A 16,646-nucleotide genomic window follows, 5' to 3' on the forward strand; every position below is an offset into this window, starting at 1 on the left:
CGAGGCGAGGAAATTGGCGCGCACGTCGGGCGACACGCGCCCTTCGAAGTTGCGGTTACCCGACAGGACCGAGGCCGCGACGATATCGTTGCCGTTGATCGCCTTGCTGATCGGTTCGGCCAGCGGACCGGAGTTGCCGATGCAGGTGGTGCAACCGTAGCCTACAAGGTTGAAGCCGACCTGGTCGAGATAGGACTGAAGCCCCGCCTTTTCGAGATAGTCGGTCACGACCTGACTGCCGGGGGCGAGCGAAGTCTTGACCCAAGGCTTGGGCTTCAGCCCCTTTTCCACAGCCTTCTTGGCGACGAGGCCGGCGGCAACGAGGACACCGGGGTTCGAAGTGTTGGTGCAACTGGTGATCGCCGCGATCACAACGTCGCCATCGCCGATGTCGTGATCCTTGCCCTCGACCGCGACGCGGGCGGGCGCCGCCTTCTTGTAGACCTTCTCCAGGTCGGCATTGAACACATCGTCGACCTGCGTCAGCAGCACCTTGTCCTGCGGACGCTTGGGACCGGCGAGAGAAGGCTCAACCGTGCTCATATCGAGCTCAAGCACATCGGTGAAGATGGGCTCGATCGACGGATCGAGCCAGAAGCCCTGCTCCTTGGCATAGGCTTCGACCAGCGCGATATTGTCTTCGCTACGGCCCGTCAGGCGCATATAGTCGAGCGTCTTGTCATCGATGCCGAAGAAGCCGCAGGTTGCGCCATATTCGGGCGCCATGTTGGCCAGCGTCGCGCGGTCGGCGAGGCTGAGGCTGGCGAGGCCGGGGCCGAAATATTCGACGAAGCGCCCCACCACGCCCTTGGCACGCAGCATCTGGGTGCAGGTAAGGACGAGGTCGGTGGCGGTGATGCCTTCCTTGAGCGCGCCGGTCAGCTTGAAGCCCACGACTTCGGGGATCAGCATTGAAACGGGCTGACCCAGCATGGCGGCTTCCGCCTCGATCCCGCCAACGCCCCAGCCGAGCACGCCCAGGCCGTTGATCATTGTCGTATGGCTGTCCGTGCCGACGCACGTGTCGGGATAGGCGACCGTCGTCCCATTTTCGTCGACCGACGACCAGACGGCCTGCGCAATATTCTCCAGGTTCACCTGATGGCAAATGCCGGTGCCCGGAGGGACGACCTTGAAATTGTCGAGGCTCTTGCTTCCCCATTTCAGGAAGTCGTAGCGTTCCATGTTGCGCTGATATTCCAGCTCCACATTGTCTTCGAACGCTTTGGGCGTGCCGAATTCGTCGACCATGACAGAGTGGTCGATGACGAGGTGGACAGGAACCTGCGGATTGATCTTGGCCGCGTCTGCGCCCAGCGCGTTCATGGCGTCGCGCATGGCGGCGAGATCGACGACACAGGGAACGCCGGTGAAATCCTGCATCAGAACGCGCGCGGGACGATACTGGATTTCGCGCTCCGACTTGCCCTTGTCATTCTGCCAGGCGACAATCGCCTTGATGTCATCGGTGGTGACGGTGACGCCGTCCTCGAACCGAAGCAGATTTTCGAGAAGCACCTTCATCGAGAAAGGCAGGCGGGATACGTCGCCCAGCTTGGCGGCCGCCTTCTTGAGCGAATAATAGGCGATGTCCTTGCCCGCGACGTTCAACGTGTCGCGCGTGCCCAGAGTGTCCTGTCCGATGGCGGTCATAAGATGTGCGTCTCCTCGCATGGCTCGGCCAGAGGATGACGCATTTCCACCAGAGGCTCGCCTGTAGGGCAAGGTGGCGGGCGAGCGCCCCAACCGCTGGTCGAAGCAGGTATGTCCCGATGCTGCGGTGCCATACAGATTGGGGGAGCCGAGTCAAATGCGCAAAGCGACCGGCAGCCTTCCAAATCCGCACGATCTTCCGAGGTAGCGCTATCATCAGGGAAACAACGTGACGATCGAGCGTTGTTGCTGCGTAACAAAGGAATGACAGCGGATGACGCCCACGGCCACAACTGTTTCGCCAAGCGATCCGCACCGGATCCAAACCTATAGCGTAGGAAGTGCGTGCGCCTGTCCAGCCTGCGGCGAACGGCAATGGTTCGTCGGGCGGATCATGGCGGAATGCGCCATTTGCGAAACAGCCTTGCCGATCAACAGTGGATATCGGGGATGGAGTATGATCACGGGACGCAAGCCTGCTTCCCGCGGGCCCCTCATTTCCGCCTGATCAGGTCGCTTTTTCAGCGGCTATCCATCCGTCTATCTGATCTTCCAGCACTGTCAGTGGAACTGCTCCCTGTGACAGGACTGCATCATGAAAGCGTCGCAGATCGAACTTTGCACCAAGTTCCTTTTCGGCGCGCGACCGCAGCTCCCGCATCTTGATTTCACCGATCTTGTAGCCCAACGCCTGCCCCGGCCAGCTGATATAGCGGTTTACCTCAGCATCGATGTTGGCGCCAGACAGGGCACTGTTTGCGCGCATGAAAGCTACCGCCCGCTGCTTGTCCCAACCTTTCGCATGGATACCGGTATCCACGACTAGGCGACAGGCTCGCCACATTTCATAGGAAAGGCGGCCCATCGTCTTTTCAGGTGTATCGTATAGCCCCATCTCCTCGCCCAGATATTCTGTGTACAGCGCCCAACCTTCGACATAGGCCGTAAATCCGGCCAGATATTTACGGAACGGCGGCAGGGGCAGTTCCTGTTGGAGCGCGATTTGATTGTGATGCCCCGGCACCGCTTCATGCGCCGTCAGCGCAGGGAGTTCCCAGAAAGGTCGCTGATCCAGCTTGGACGTATTGACCCAATAAGTGCCGGCGATCCCGCTCTCCGGCGACCCCGGTCCGTAATAGGCTGTCGTCGTCCCTTCCGCTTCAGCTGCGGGGATTGCTTTTAAGCCATAGGGCAAGCGCGGCAGCGTGCCGAAATAGCGAGGCAACAGGCCGTCGATCATCTTCGCCTGTCGCGCCGCGACACGTAGTAATTCCTCAGCTGTCTTCGCATAATAGGATGGGTCGGTGCGCAGGTGATGGATGTACGCAGCGCGACTGGGATATCCTGCCTTGATCGCGATGTCGTCCATGCGTTTGCCGATGCGCGCCACCTCCGCAATGCCGATGGCGTGGATCTGGTCGGGCGTGAGGTCAGCGGTCGTGTGCGCTTTGACCTGAGCCGCATACCAGGCCGCGCCTCCGGGTAAGGTGGATGCGCTGTCGCTCTTGCGACAATGGGGCAAATAGTCCTTCACGAACAGATCGTGCCACTTGCCATATTCCGGTGTTACGACGTTGTGGATCATCGCAACGGCGCGCGCCTGCATTGCAGCCCAATCGGCTTCGTCGATATCACGGGGCCGGCGGCGCTTGAACGGCTCATAAAATCGCGTGTCTTCGGGCTTTCCGTCGACAATACCCTTAATCCCGGCAGCATAATTTTGGAGCACCGAGCAGGGCTGAACATAGCCGCCCCTAATCGCTTGCCGCGTAATCGCCAAGGCATCTCCATTCATCTTGGGATAGAGAGCGAGACGCTTTAAATAACTTTCATAGTCGGCCCGGTTATAAAAGGGCAGGCTGTCGGCCATCGCCGAAAATCCCTGATGCCAGCCGTAATAAGTGGTGAAAAGCATGAGGCGCGCCGCCTGATGTTTGTCACCTTCAATGTCGTCGCGCAGCATCCATAATAAAACGTCGCGGTTCACGCGATCTTCGGAGGACAACTCCGCTTCCGGGACAGCTTCCAGCCGAGCAACGAACCCCTGTTCCGCCTTGACCTGCGCGTCACGCGCAACAAGGGATATGTCGGCGATACGATCATCATAATCGCGCACGCCTCTCATGGTTGCTTCTACCGGATGCTCCTTGAGATACCACGCCCAGTGGTCGCTTATCACCGCTGTCAATCGATCGTGTGAAGAAACGACCGGAGTGGGTGCGTGTGCGGCAGCGGCGAGAAGCAGCGGTAGGGTCTTAAGCATGGGGACATGGTTCGCCCGTCTCACGACTTTTTACAAGAGCTGTCAGGCGGGTGCCACACCCTCCGCTTCGACGATGTCGTCGCCCGCGTAAAAGCCTGTCACCCGCACCCGCTTTTCTACATGATCGACCGGCACCCGCAGTAGTATGAGACGCCAAATGCCTCCGACGTCTCGGTGCAGCAGGAAGCCCGTGTCGTCGCGAAGCAACCTGCCCGTTTCATTGACGCCCGCGCCGATCTCCATTCGTCAGTCTATGGCGTCCTTGACGCCCTTGCCCGCCAGAATGCCCAAAACAAGGAAGAGCACGAACACGGCCAGGGCGATAAAGAACAGGATCTTGGCGATACCGACAAAGGTGCCCGCAGCACCGCCGAAGCCCAGCACGGCCAGCACGGCTGCGATGACAAGCGAGATGATCGCTAGCTTGATCATGATAAGTCCTTTTGTTGGAGGGTCTCGTTCCCTAACCGCTCGCCGTGCACGATGTTCCGGCGTCGTCGATTTTAGACCCATCCCTCCAGGACCTGGTTGGGCGGGCGGTGCCCATCCACCCATGTGCGGATGTTGGCGATGACGCGCGCGCCGGTCGCATCCCGCCCCTCGAAAGTCGCCGATCCCATATGCGGCAGGAGCGTCACGTTCGACAGCGCGAGAAGGCGTTGATCGACCGCAGGCTCATGCGTGTAAACATCCAGCCCGGCACCTGCAATGCGCCCTTCCGCCAATGCGGCAATCAATGCATCCTCGTCCGTCACTTCGGCCCGGGACGTGTTGATGAGATAGGCATCGGGTCGCATCAAGGCGATCCGTCGGACGTCGATCAAGGCCCGGCTGTCGCTGTTGAGCGGACAGTGGATCGACACGATGTCGCTTCCGATCAGCAGCGCGTCCAGATCCCCGTGCCATTCCGCCTCCAACTCCTGCTCGACCTCGAAAGGCAGGCGATGGCGGTTGTGATAAGCGATGGATAGGCCGAAGGCGCGGGCGCGACGGGCCACGGCGCGGCCGATACGTCCCATGCCGATGATGCCAAGCCGCTTGCCGCCTATCCGGTGCCCCAGCATCCCCGATGGGCTCCAGCCGCGCCATTCCCCTGCCCGCACGAGCTTTTCCCCCTCCGCCAGTCGACGGGGCACCGACAGAATCAGCGCCATCGTCATGTCCGCCGTATCTTCGGTCAACACGCCCGGCGTATTGGTGACGATGATCCCGCCACGGCGCGCGGCGGTGAGGTCGATATGATCGACGCCACTGCCAAAGCTGGCGATCAGTTGCAGCCGCTCGCCCGCGCCCTCGATCAGCCCGGCGTCGATCTGGTCGGTGATGGTGGGCACCAGCACATCGCAATCCGCCATTGCCTGCGCCAGCCCATCGCGGTCCATCGCCACATCTTCGGCATTGAAGCAGGCGTCGAACAGTTCCGCCATGCGCGCTTCCACCTGCGGCGGCAGGCGGCGGGTCACCACGACACGGGGCTTTGCGGGGCGCGGACGTTTCTTGCGCGGGGTCTGGGCCATGGATTGCGGCTATGCGGGGGCGGGTCGCGGGTCAAGCGGATATGACGGTCAGGTCCCGCCTGGGACATGATTGAAACATTGTCGGCCCCTGCCCCGCCGCGCTATGGGGAAACATGACCGAACGACCTTTCCGGCTTCCGCTCAAGCACATGTGCCTGATAGCAAGCCTTCTGGCGGCGCTGCCCGGCGCGCCGGCGGCCTTTGCTTCGCCCGCCAAACCGACCCCATATTGGGCATCGCTTTCCCATGACGAAGCGCGGATGCGGGTGGGACCGAGTCTCGATTACCCGTCCAACTGGGTATATCGCCGCCGCGACCTGCCCGTGAAGGTGGTGCAGGTTCTGGGCCTTTGGCGCAAGGTCGAGGATCCGGACGGAGCCCAAGGCTGGATGCACGTCCGCCTGCTCAGCGATACGCCGACCGCCATCGTGCGCGTTCAGAATGCAGCGATGCACGAAGCCGCACGTGATCAGTCGCGGACGCTTTTCCGCGCTGAACGCGGCGTCGTCGGGCGCCTTGGCGATTGTTCGGGCGGCTGGTGCGCTTTCGATGTGAAGGGGCAGCGCGGCTTCGTAAAGGCAAGCGACATCTGGGGCCCCACCGGGCAGTGACGCCATAAGAGCAGGAAACGATATCGCTCCCTTTTTTTTGGTTAGCGCCGTAAGCCTTGTGCAGCGGCCCTTCGGCCGGATCGGCGGCGCCTGCCCCCAACCAAGGCCAGCGGTACCATGGCGCCCACTTGGTGAACCGACACACGCTACCGCAATGAGTCGCCGTGCCCAGCGGCTCGCTACGCTTGCCAGCCCAATCATCGTTGGCAGCCATGCTGGCCTGCTCCTGCCCCCCTTCTATGCGTTGTCCTCCGTTCCGATGCGGTCGAGATGCATCATGCGCGTGATCCGTGGCGAGATCAGCAGTACCAAAGCCCCGACAATGGCCGAGAACCAGCCGATTTTCGTATAGACGTCGAGAACCTGAACCACATTTCCCGCTTCGCCGCTGCCTGTGGCGCGTGCGATAAGTCCGGCGATGAAATTCCCCGCCGCCATCGCAAGGAACCAGGTTCCCATGACCAGCCCTACCATCGAAGACACCGAAAGCCGTGTCATCGCGGACAGCCCTACCGGTGAGAAGCACAGTTCCGCCATGGTGTGGAACAGATAGATCAGGAAGACGAAGATTACCGGCGTCAGCCCTTGGCCCGCCATTGCCGCGCCCGCGACGAGCACCAGAAAGCCAGCGCCGCACAGGATGAGGCCGATCCCGAACTTAGCGGTCGACGAAGGCTCCACCCGCCGTTTGTCGAGCACCGTCCAAAGTACCGCGAAAATCGGTGCCAGCAGGATGATGAAGATCGAATTGACGGACTGGAACAGCGATGCGGGCACGTTCCAGCCCAATATCACCCGGTCGACGTTGCGATCGGTGAAAATGTTGAGAGAGGATCCCGTCTGCTCGAACAAACCCCAGAACAGCGGATTGAGCGCAATCAGGAACAGCGCGGCGAACATGCGGTCGCGCTCCACTTTGCCCAGCGTCGCAAAACTGCGCCACAGGATGTAGCCCACCGTCAGCGCCGAAAAGATCAGCAGCGCATAACCGAGCAGTTCGGCATAGCGGATGACGCCCCAGATTGCGAACACGCCCAGCGTCGCGCCCAGATAAATTGTCCATTCGCGGCTGACGCCCGCAGACGTCCGTTCACGCAGCATCTGCGGCGCGGGGGACTCACCCTTGCCCAGCAGCCAAGGCTTCAGGCCGACAAAACCCGCCAGCCCCAGCAACATGCCAACCCCCGCTGCACCGAAACCCCAGTTCCACCCCCACAATTCGCCCAGCAGGCCGCAGACGATCGGACCCAGCATCCCCCCCATGTTGATCCCCATGTAGAAGATCGAGAAAGCGGGGTCGCGGCGCGCATCGTCACGCGGGTAGAGTTCACCGACGAGCACGGAGACGTTCGCCTTGAGGAATCCGGTTCCCACGATGATGCTTGCGAGCGCCAGATAGAAACCGTTGAGGTAAAAGGGCTGCTGCCCGCCCGGCCCTTCGGTCACAGCGATCAGAAAATGACCGATCGCGATGAACACGCCCCCAGCCGTCACCGCCTTGCGCGGCCCCAAAAATCGATCCGACAGATATCCGCCGATTACCGGGGTGATATAGACCAGCGATGTGTAGGCCCCATAAAGAAGATAGGCCTTGTCCTCACCGAAAAGAAAATGCTTGGTGAGGTAGAAAATCAGGATGGCGCGCATCCCGTAATAAGAGAATCGTTCCCACATTTCCGCGAAAAACAGCAGGTAAAGCCCGCGCGGATGGCCGAGCCAGGTCTTGCCTGCCTCGACCGCATTCATATCCGAAGATGCCATATGGCGTCCCTTGCCAATATCCCTGTCCGGCACGCCATGCTGGAGGCCGTTTATATGCGGCAGCCTAGAGGCTGCGGACGCACCCTGTCAAAAGTGCCGTGGCCCGTCTTGCACGAACGCCTGTGGCCCGCCATGTCTGGCCACGATGTTCAACGATCTTTCCTCCCCCCTCGCCCTGCTGCGCACGCGACGCTCGGGCAAGCCCCGCGATCTGATCGCTCCCGGCCCGGACGAAGCGCAATTGCGGCAGATACTGGAAATAGCATTGCGAACGCCCGACCATGGCAAACTTGCGCCCTGGCGATTCGTCATCGTACCGTCTGAAAAGCGCGAGGCTTTTGCGCAATTGCTTCAGGACGCTTATCTCGCTGAAAAGCCGGATGCCGGGCGGCTGGAGTTGGAGTCCATGCAGCAATTCGCACATCAGGCCCCCACGCTCGTCATCGCTCTTTCCTCACCCGTCATGGGCAGTAAGATCCCTCTGTGGGAACAGGAACTTTCCGCGGGTGCGGCCATCATGAATCTGCTGCACGGGGCCCACGCGCTCGGCTTTGCCGCAGGATGGTTGACCGGATGGCCGACTTATAACGCGTCGGTTCGCTACACTTTTGGACGAGAGGGTGAACGGATCGCCGGTTTCGTCTTTATCGGAACAGCCGGAAGGCCTCAGGAAGAACGGCCAAGACCAGATTATTTTTCAAATGTTTCTGTTTGGGACATATAGTTACAATGACCTGACATTGATCGTCATTAATGATCTTGACCTATATGGCTGTATTATGGCACTGATGCACTATGGCTGACGAATCCAAACCCGTCTATCTCCGCCTTCGAGAGATCATCGCCGCGTCCATACTGGATGGCGAATTTTCCGATGGAGACCTTCTCCCCTCCGTCCGCGCTTTTGCGGCAGCCCAAGGAGCCAATCCTCTTACCGTCGCCAAAGCCTATCAGAGTTTCCAGGACGACGGCATCGTCGTCGTGAAGCGCGGGGTCGGCATGTTCGTCGCCGATGGCGCGACGCGGCGGTTGAGACAGGCGGAACGCGAACGGTTCCTTGAAACCACATGGCCGCCCGTCGCCGCGCAGATGCGTCGGCTTGGCATACGGGTGGACGATCTCGCCAGCGCCTAAACACGGGCAGCACATTCTTACCACGTCAACGAAAAAGGCCCCCGTGGAAACGGAGGCCTTTTTGCTTTGCGTCGAACGGAAGCCGATCACATGTGGATCGGCTTGCCGGTTACGGCCATGGCCGCTTCCTTGATCGCTTCGCTATGCGTCGGGTGCGCGTGGCAGGTGTAAGCGATATCCTCGCTCGACGCGCCGAACTCCATGGCCTGCGCAGCTTGCGCGATCATCGTCCCCGCCGGCGTCGCGATAATCCACACCCCCAGCACCTTGTCCGTCTCGGCATCCGCGATCACCTTGACGAAGCCATCGGGCTCATGGTTGGTTTTGGCGCGGCTGTTCGCCATCATCGGGAATTTGCCGACCTTGATCGCGCCCTTTTCCTTCGCGGCTTCTTCGGTCAGCCCCACGCCTGCGATTTCAGGCTTGGTGTAGACCACCGACGGGATCACATCATGGTTCACGATCCCGGTGAGACCCGCAATATTCTCGGCCACCGCGATGCCTTCGTCCTCGGCCTTGTGGGCAAGCATCTGGCCGGGCACCACATCGCCGATCGCCCAGACACCCGACGCCTTGGTCGCGAAGTCATGATCGATCTCTATCTGCCCGCGCTGGTTGACTTCCAGTCCGACCTTGTCGAGGCCCAAGCCCTCAGTGTTCGGGCGGCGACCGATAGATACCAGCACGACATCCGCCTCGATCGTTTCTGCCTCTCCACCGGCTGCCGGCTCAACCGTCAGCCTGACGCCATCGCCCGCGACTTCGGCGCTCGTGACCTTCGTGCTGAGCTTATATTCAAAGCCCTGCTTCTTGAAAATCTTGTTCGCTTCCTTGCGGACTTCGCCGTCCATCCCGGGCAGGATCTGATCGAGATATTCGACCACCGTCACCTTCGCGCCCAGGCGCCGCCAGACGCTGCCCAGTTCCAGCCCAATGACGCCGCCGCCGACGACGACGAGATGGCCGGGCACCTCGCTCAGTTCGAGAGCGCCCGTCGAATCGACGATCTTGCCGCCCGCATTATCGACAACAACGCCGGGAAGCGGCGTGACGGAGGAGCCGGTCGCGATGACGATATTCTTCGCCGTCACCTTCTCCCCGTTCACTTCGACCGTGTTTGCGCCGGTGAAGGTCGCAAGCCCCTTCAACCACGTCACCTTGTTCTTCTTGAACAGGAACTCGATGCCGCCGGTCAGCCCCTTGACGGCGTCGATCCGCTGCCCCTGCATCGTCGACAGATCGAGGCTCATGGAATCGATCTTCACGCCAAGCTTTGCAAGCGTGCCGTTGGCCGCTTCGTCATACAATTCAGACGCGTGCAGCATCGCCTTCGAAGGGATGCACCCGACGTTAAGGCATGTGCCGCCCAATGTCTCCCGGCTTTCGGCGCAAGCGGTCTTAAGGCCGAGTTGCGCCGCACGGATCGCAGCGACATAACCGCCCGGTCCGGCACCGATCACAAGGACGTCATAATTGAAATCAGCCATGGTATTTGGTCCTCTGGCTCTTGAACTTACAGGTCGATCAGCAGGCGGGTCGGATCCTCGATCGCGTTCTTAACCGCAACGAGGAAGGTAACCGCCTCGCGGCCGTCGATCAGACGGTGATCGTAGCTGAGCGCAAGATACATCATCGGACGCACAACGACCTGCCCGTCGCGGACGACCGGACGGTCCTCAATGCGGTGGAGGCCCAGCACCGCCGACTGGGGCGGATTGATGATCGGCGTTGACATGAGCGAACCGAACACGCCGCCGTTGGAGATGGTGAAGGTGCCGCCCTTCATATCTTCCATCGTCAGCTTGCCGTCCTTGGCCTTCTTGCCGAAGTCGCCGATCGTCTTTTCGATCTGCGCGACGCTCATGCTTTCAGCGTTGCGAATGACCGGAACGACCAAGCCCGTCGGCGCGGACACCGCAACAGAGATGTCGGCAAAATCGTTATAGACGATTTCGTCGCCTTCGATCTGCGCGTTGACGCCAGGAATGTCCTTCAGCGCCATGCACACGGCCTTGGTAAAGAATCCCATGAAGCCGAGGCGCACGCCATGCTTCTTTTCGAATAGGTCCTTATATTTGGCACGTGCCTCGATGACGTTGGTCATGTCGACATCGTTGAAGGTCGTGAGCAACGCAGCGTTGTTCTGTGCTTCCTTCAGGCGCTTGGCGACGGTCTGACGCAGGCGAGTCATCTTGACCCGTTCCTGCGTGCGCCCCGGACCGGTGGCGTGCGCAGCGGCGGCCGGGGCAGCGGCGGACGCCGAAGCGGCAGCCTTCGCCGTTCCCGCAGCGGCGGCAGCCGTCACATCGTCCTTGGTCAGGCGACCGTCCTTGCCGGTGCCCTTGATCTTGCTCGGATCGAGACCGTGCTCCAGTACCAGACGGCGCACCGCAGGGGATAGCGTCAGGCTGCCGCCTTCGCCCTCTTCCTCGACCGCTGGTGCACTGGCGGAAGGTGCGGGAGCCGCTGCTTCGGCTTGCGCGGCCGGAGCGGCGGGAGCAGCAGATGGAGCGGGCGAAGCACCGGCGGACGCGCCTTCGTTCACATAGCCCAGGAGCGCGCCGACCTGCACAGTGTCGCCTTCATTGGCGACGATATCGCCCATCGTGCCTGCAGCGGGCGCAGGCACGTCAACCGCGACCTTGTCGGTTTCGAGGCTGACAATCGGTTCGTCGGCCTTCACAGCCTCACCCGGCTTCTTGAGCCACTGGCCTACGGTTGCTTCGGTAACGGATTCGCCCAGCGTGGGGACTTTGACTTCGGTGGCCATGAGCTGGTTCAGCCTTTCTTCTGGCGACGGATTTCTTCACGAACGCTGTGACCCAGCGCATCGGCGACGAGTGCCCCCTGTTCGGACACATGGCGCGAGGCGAGGCCCGTGGCGGGCGAGGCAGAGGCCTTGCGTCCGGCGTAGCGGGCGCGCATCGGGGCCTTGCCGGCCTTCGCCAGCGCTTCCTCGATATAGGGTTCCACAAAGAACCACGCGCCGTTGTTGCGCGGCTCTTCCTGACACCAGACGACGTCTTCCAACGCGGTCATCCGTTCGATCCGGGCGGCAAGCGCATCGGTCGCGAACGGATAAATCTGCTCCATGCGGACGATCTGCACATCGCTGTCGCCTGCCGCATCGCGCGCGTCGGACAGGTCGTAAAAGACCTTGCCCGAACACAGCACCAATCGCTTGGTCTGCACGTCCGCCGCCCCATTGGGATCGGACAGGATGCGCTTGAACTGCGTGTCGCCCAGAAAATCCTCGGCCTTGCTGACCGCACCCTTATGTCGCAGCAACGATTTGGGCGCCATGATGATCAACGGCTTGCGGAACGGACGCAGCATCTGGCGGCGAAGCGCGTGGAAATAATTCGCCGGCGTTGTAATGTTGGCGACCTGGATATTTCCTTCGGCGCAAAGCTGGAGATATCGTTCCAGACGCGCCGAGCTATGTTCCGGCCCCTGCCCTTCGTAGCCGTGCGGCAACAGGCAGACGAGACCGTTGGAACGCAGCCACTTCGTTTCCGACGAGGCGATATACTGGTCGAAGATGATCTGCGCGCCATTGGCGAAATCGCCGAACTGCGCTTCCCAGATGACCAGACTTTTGGGGTCCGCCAGCGCAAAGCCATATTCGAAACCCAGCACGCCATATTCGGACAAGGGCGAATCGAGCACTTCCAACCGGCCATGCGGCACGGTCGAGAGCGGGATATACTTTTTTTCGCTGTCCTGATCGGTCCAAACGGCATGACGCTGACTAAAGGTGCCACGCCCGGAGTCCTGCCCCGAAAGACGAACGCCATAACCTTCCGACAACAGCGATCCGAAGGCCAGCGCCTCACCGGTAGCCCAGTCGAAATTCTCGCCGGTCCTGAACATCTCCGCCTTCGCGTCGAGCACGCGCTTCAACGTCTTGTGAACGTTGAGGCCTTCGGGGACCGTGGTCAATGTCTTGCCGAGGCTGTCGAACAGCTTGCCGCTGATCGCGGATTCCACGCTCTGGCGCGCGGTTTCGGCGTCGGCAGGTTTGTGTAGCCCCGACCAGCGACCGGCGAACCAGTCGGCCTTGTTGGCCTTGTAGCTCTTGGCTGCCTCGAACTCCTCTTCCAGATGCGCGACGAAGCTGTCGGTTGTCTGGCCGATAAAGCCATCGTCGATCACGCCTTCGGCCTTAAGACGAGCGGCGTAGACATCGCTGACCGGCGGATGCTGACGGATTTCCTTGTACATCAGCGGCTGCGTGAAGCCAGGCTCGTCACCCTCGTTATGACCGAAGCGGCGATAGCACCACATGTCGATGACAACATCGCGATGGAAGGTCTGGCGATATTCCATCGCCAGCTTGCATGCGAAGGTCACGGCCTCGGGGTCGTCGCCGTTGACGTGCAGGATCGGCGCCTGGACGCCCTTTGCAACGTCACTCGGATAGGGCGAACCGCGCGAGAATTGCGGGCTGGTGGTAAAACCGATCTGGTTGTTGACAACGAAGTGGACACATCCACCGGTGTTGTAGCCCGGGACGCCCGAAAAGCCGAAGCATTCCCAGACGATACCCTGCCCTGCGAAGGCAGCGTCGCCATGGATCAGAACGGGAAGCACCTGCTCATGCTTGCCAAGGTCGTCGCGGAACGTTTGCTGCGCGCGGACCTTGCCCAGAACCACCGGATCGACGGTTTCGAGGTGGGATGGATTGGGAACCAGCGACATGTGGACCTTGACACCGTCGAACTCGCGATCAGTAGAGGTGCCGAGGTGATATTTCACGTCGCCCGATCCACCGACGTCTTCGGGATTAGCGGTGCCGCCCGAAAATTCGTGGAAGATGACGCGAAAGCCCTTGGCCATCACATTGGCCAGCACATTGAGGCGGCCGCGATGGGCCATGCCGAAGACGATCTCGCGCACGCCCGACTGACCGCCATATTTGATGACGGCTTCGAGCGCGGGGATCATCGATTCACCACCGTCGAGCCCAAAGCGCTTGGTGCCGACATATTTGCGGCCCAGGAACTTCTCATACTGCTCGGCCTGGATGACCTTGGCCATGATCGCCTTCTTGCCCTCGGGCGTGAAGATGATCTCCTTGTCCTTGCCTTCCATCCGCTCCTGAAGGAAGCGGCGTTCCTCCACGTCGGCGATATGCATATATTCCAAGCCGACATTGCCGCAATAATTGGCGCGCAGGATCGACACGATTTCCGCGACGGTGCCGTATTGCAGACCCAGGGTACCGCCGAGGTAGATCTTCTTGGCGGGGTCGGTCAGGCCGTGATATTCTGGCGTCAGATCGGCGGGGATGTCCCGCTTCGCCAAGCCCAGCGGATCGAGATTGGCAGCGAGATGTCCACGCACCCGATAGGTCCGGATCAGCATCTGCGCACGGATCGCGTCGTCGGCGGCGGCCACCGCGTCGGCATCGGAGACGGCCTTGCCCGCGCCCTTTGCCGCCGCTTTCACGGCGACCTGCATCTGAGTGGGGTCAAGCGCCCCGGTCAGATCGTCCGTGTCCGTCAGCGGCCAATTGTCACGCGCCCAACTCGGACCGCGCTCAACCTCGAATTCCTGGTTCTCGTAACCCATCATCTGTCCCATCTGAGCCGCGTGCAGTCGCGGAAGCGGGAGAAAGCGGCCGGGGTGCAGCCCGGCCGCGTTTATATGTAGGAGTTATCTTACCCCTTCAAGACCTCGACCAGCGTCGAGCCGAGCTCGGACGGGCTGGCTGCGACCTTGATCCCGGCCGCTTCCATCGCCGCGATCTTGCTTTCGGCGTCGCCTTTGCCGCCCGACACGATCGCGCCGGCATGACCCATGCGACGGCCCGGAGGCGCCGTGCGACCGGCGATGAAGCCGGCCATCGGCTTCTTGCGGCCCTTCTTGGCCTCATCGATCAGGAATTGCGCCGCCTGTTCTTCCGCGTCGCCGCCGATCTCGCCGATCATGATGATCGATTCGGTCGCGTCGTCGGCCAGGAACAATTCCAGCACGTCGATGAAGTTGGTACCGTTGACAGGATCGCCACCGATGCCGACAGCCGTGGTCTGGCCCAGACCCGCATTGGTCGTTTGGAAAACCGCTTCATAGGTCAGCGTGCCGGAACGCGACACGACGCCGACCGAACCCTTGGAAAAGATCGAACCGGGCATGATGCCGATCTTGCATTCGTCGGGGGTCAGCACGCCGGGGCAGTTCGGGCCGATCAGGCGCGACTTGCTGCCCGACAGCGCCCGCTTCACGCGAACCATGTCGAGTACCGGGATGCCCTCGGTAATGCAGACAATCAGAGGGATTTCCGCATCGATCGCTTCCAGGATCGAGTCGGCTGCGAACGGCGGCGGTACGTAGATAACCGATGCGTCGGCACCGGTCTTGCTCTTGGCTTCGGCAACCGTATCGAACATCGGCAGGCCGATATGCGTAGTACCGCCCTTGCCCGGCGTCACGCCGCCGACCATCTGCGTGCCATAGGCCAGCGCCTGTTCGGTATGGAAGGTGCCCGTGGCACCGGTCATGCCCTGGGTGATGACCTTGGTGTTCTTGTTCACCAGAATGGACATATATTGTCCCTTTATTTCCGTGGACGTGGCACTTGGTCGAAAAGCGTTACGCCCCAGGCTGCGCACTTACCTGAGGCGTAACGGTGCAGGATTAGATCAGGAGAGCGAGGAATCGATGCCCTTGCATGCGACGAGCAGTTCCTTGACCGCATCGACCGACACCTGAAGATTGGCCTTCGCTTCGTCGTCCAGCTTGATCTCGACGATCTGCTCGACGCCGTCCTTGCCGATGATGACTGGGACACCGACATACAGGCCGTCCAGGCCGTATTTGCCGTCGACGAAGGCCGCGCAGGGCAGCAAACGCTTCTGATCGTAGAGATAGGCTTCTGCCATGGCGATGCCGCTGGTGGCGGGGGCGTAATAGGCCGAACCGGTCTTGAGCAGGCCGACGATCTCGCCGCCGCCCGAACGAGTGCGGGCGACGATGGCATCGATGCGCTCCTTCGTCGAGCGGCCCTGCTCGATCAGGTCGGGAACAGGGATACCCGACACCGTCGAATACTGGACGACCGGCACCATGGTGTCGCCATGACCGCCCAGGACGAAGGTGTTCACGTCCTTCACCGACACGTCGAATTCTTCGGCGATGAAATGGCTGAACCGCGCCGAGTCCAGCACGCCCGCCATGCCGACGACCTTGTTGTGCGGCAGGCCCGAAAATTCGCGCAGCGCCCACACCATCGCGTCGAGCGGGTTGGTGATGCAAATGACGAAGGCGTCGGGAGCGTTGGCCTTGATGCCCTCACCCACGGCCTTCATAACCTTGAGGTTGATGCCGAGAAGGTCGTCGCGGCTCATGCCCGGCTTACGAGCGACGCCCGCGGTGACGATGATCACGTCAGCGCCTGCAATGTCGGCATAGTCGTTGGAACCGGTGATCTTCGCATCGAACCCTTCGACCGGGCCGCACTGGCTAAGGTCGAGTGCCTTGCCCTGAGGAACACCCTCCGCCACGTCGAACAGGACGATGTCGCCCAAGCCCTTGAGCGCCGCCAGGTGCGCCAGCGTGCCGCCGATATTACCAGCGCCGATCAGCGCGATCTTTTTCCGGGCCATATACGTGTCATCCTCCAAGTCATGACTATTGGAATGACGGCCCGCCTACGCCCATCGTGCGGGGGTTTCAACCTCGGAAATCCTAGGGATCATAATTATC

At 61.2% G+C, this 16,646-nt stretch carries 14 protein-coding genes; 3 read left to right on the forward strand and 11 right to left on the reverse strand.

Annotated features, from left to right (window positions below; all coding sequences use genetic code 11):
• The 5 genes from acnA to DI606_RS09730 all read right to left on the reverse strand — a co-directional run.
• Positions 1 to 1,653 (reverse strand): aconitate hydratase AcnA (acnA, locus tag DI606_RS09710; RefSeq protein ID WP_293982156.1); only part of this gene is annotated, 1,653 nt, incomplete at its 3' end.
• Positions 1,654 to 2,161: 508 nt separating this feature from the next.
• Positions 2,162 to 3,916, reverse strand: a complete 1,755-nt coding sequence (locus DI606_RS09715; protein WP_293982245.1) for a DUF885 family protein — start codon at positions 3,914 to 3,916, stop codon at positions 2,162 to 2,164.
• A gap of 42 nt (positions 3,917 to 3,958) precedes the next feature.
• Positions 3,959 to 4,159: a DUF5818 domain-containing protein gene (locus DI606_RS09720; protein WP_293982159.1), complete on the reverse strand. Its 201-nt coding sequence runs from the start codon at positions 4,157 to 4,159 to the stop codon at positions 3,959 to 3,961.
• Between the two features lie 3 nt (positions 4,160 to 4,162).
• Entirely contained in the window at positions 4,163 to 4,348 is a 186-nt protein-coding gene (locus DI606_RS09725) for a DUF1328 domain-containing protein (protein WP_293982161.1), read from the reverse strand.
• Between the two features lie 71 nt (positions 4,349 to 4,419).
• Entirely contained in the window at positions 4,420 to 5,433 is a 1,014-nt protein-coding gene (locus DI606_RS09730; RefSeq protein WP_293982164.1) for a D-glycerate dehydrogenase, read from the reverse strand.
• Positions 5,434 to 5,582: 149 nt separating this feature from the next.
• Between DI606_RS09730 and DI606_RS09735 the strand changes: the two genes are divergently transcribed.
• Complete coding sequence (locus tag DI606_RS09735; protein WP_293982247.1) at positions 5,583 to 6,044, forward strand: SH3 domain-containing protein; 462 nt, start codon at positions 5,583 to 5,585, stop codon at positions 6,042 to 6,044.
• Between the two features lie 237 nt (positions 6,045 to 6,281).
• Here the strand turns inward: DI606_RS09735 and DI606_RS09740 are convergent, their stop codons facing one another.
• Positions 6,282 to 7,805, reverse strand: coding sequence for a peptide MFS transporter (locus tag DI606_RS09740; RefSeq protein WP_293982168.1), 1,524 nt, complete (start codon positions 7,803 to 7,805; stop codon positions 6,282 to 6,284).
• A gap of 145 nt (positions 7,806 to 7,950) precedes the next feature.
• Here DI606_RS09740 and DI606_RS09745 point away from each other — a divergent pair, with 145 nt between their 5' ends.
• Together DI606_RS09745 and DI606_RS09750 are read left to right on the forward strand one after the other, a co-directional pair.
• The gene (locus tag DI606_RS09745; protein WP_293982171.1) at positions 7,951 to 8,529 is read left to right on the forward strand and encodes a nitroreductase; all 579 of its coding nucleotides are present in this window, start codon (positions 7,951 to 7,953) and stop codon (positions 8,527 to 8,529) included.
• Positions 8,530 to 8,600: 71 nt separating this feature from the next.
• A complete protein-coding gene (locus DI606_RS09750) occupies positions 8,601 to 8,939 on the forward strand; it encodes a GntR family transcriptional regulator (protein ID WP_293982174.1) in 339 nt (112 codons plus the stop codon).
• Between the two features lie 86 nt (positions 8,940 to 9,025).
• On the opposite strand, the gene lpdA is transcribed toward DI606_RS09750, so the two are convergent.
• The 5 genes from lpdA to mdh all read right to left on the reverse strand — a co-directional run bounded on the left by lpdA (position 9,026) and on the right by mdh (position 16,546).
• Positions 9,026 to 10,426, reverse strand: a complete 1,401-nt coding sequence (gene lpdA, locus DI606_RS09755; protein WP_293982177.1) for a dihydrolipoyl dehydrogenase — start codon at positions 10,424 to 10,426, stop codon at positions 9,026 to 9,028.
• A 26-nt stretch (positions 10,427 to 10,452) separates the two neighbouring features.
• On the reverse strand, positions 10,453 to 11,709 hold the full coding sequence (odhB, locus tag DI606_RS09760) for a 2-oxoglutarate dehydrogenase complex dihydrolipoyllysine-residue succinyltransferase (protein ID WP_293982179.1): 1,257 nt from the start codon (positions 11,707 to 11,709) through the stop codon (positions 10,453 to 10,455).
• 8 nt (positions 11,710 to 11,717) lie between these two features.
• Positions 11,718 to 14,513, reverse strand: coding sequence for a 2-oxoglutarate dehydrogenase E1 component (locus DI606_RS09765; protein WP_293982182.1), 2,796 nt, complete (start codon positions 14,511 to 14,513; stop codon positions 11,718 to 11,720).
• 89 nt (positions 14,514 to 14,602) lie between these two features.
• Positions 14,603 to 15,487 carry a succinate--CoA ligase subunit alpha gene (gene sucD / locus DI606_RS09770; RefSeq protein WP_293982185.1) on the reverse strand — a complete coding sequence of 295 codons (885 nt, stop codon included), beginning with the start codon at positions 15,485 to 15,487 and terminating at the stop codon, positions 14,603 to 14,605.
• A 96-nt stretch (positions 15,488 to 15,583) separates the two neighbouring features.
• A complete protein-coding gene (gene mdh / locus DI606_RS09775; protein ID WP_293982188.1) occupies positions 15,584 to 16,546 on the reverse strand; it encodes a malate dehydrogenase in 963 nt (320 codons plus the stop codon).
• Positions 16,547 to 16,646: the final 100 nt, after the last annotated feature.

Origin of the sequence: Sphingobium sp. (genome assembly GCF_003248505.1) — a bacterium.
In the GTDB taxonomy this organism is placed as follows: domain Bacteria; phylum Pseudomonadota; class Alphaproteobacteria; order Sphingomonadales; family Sphingomonadaceae; genus Sphingobium.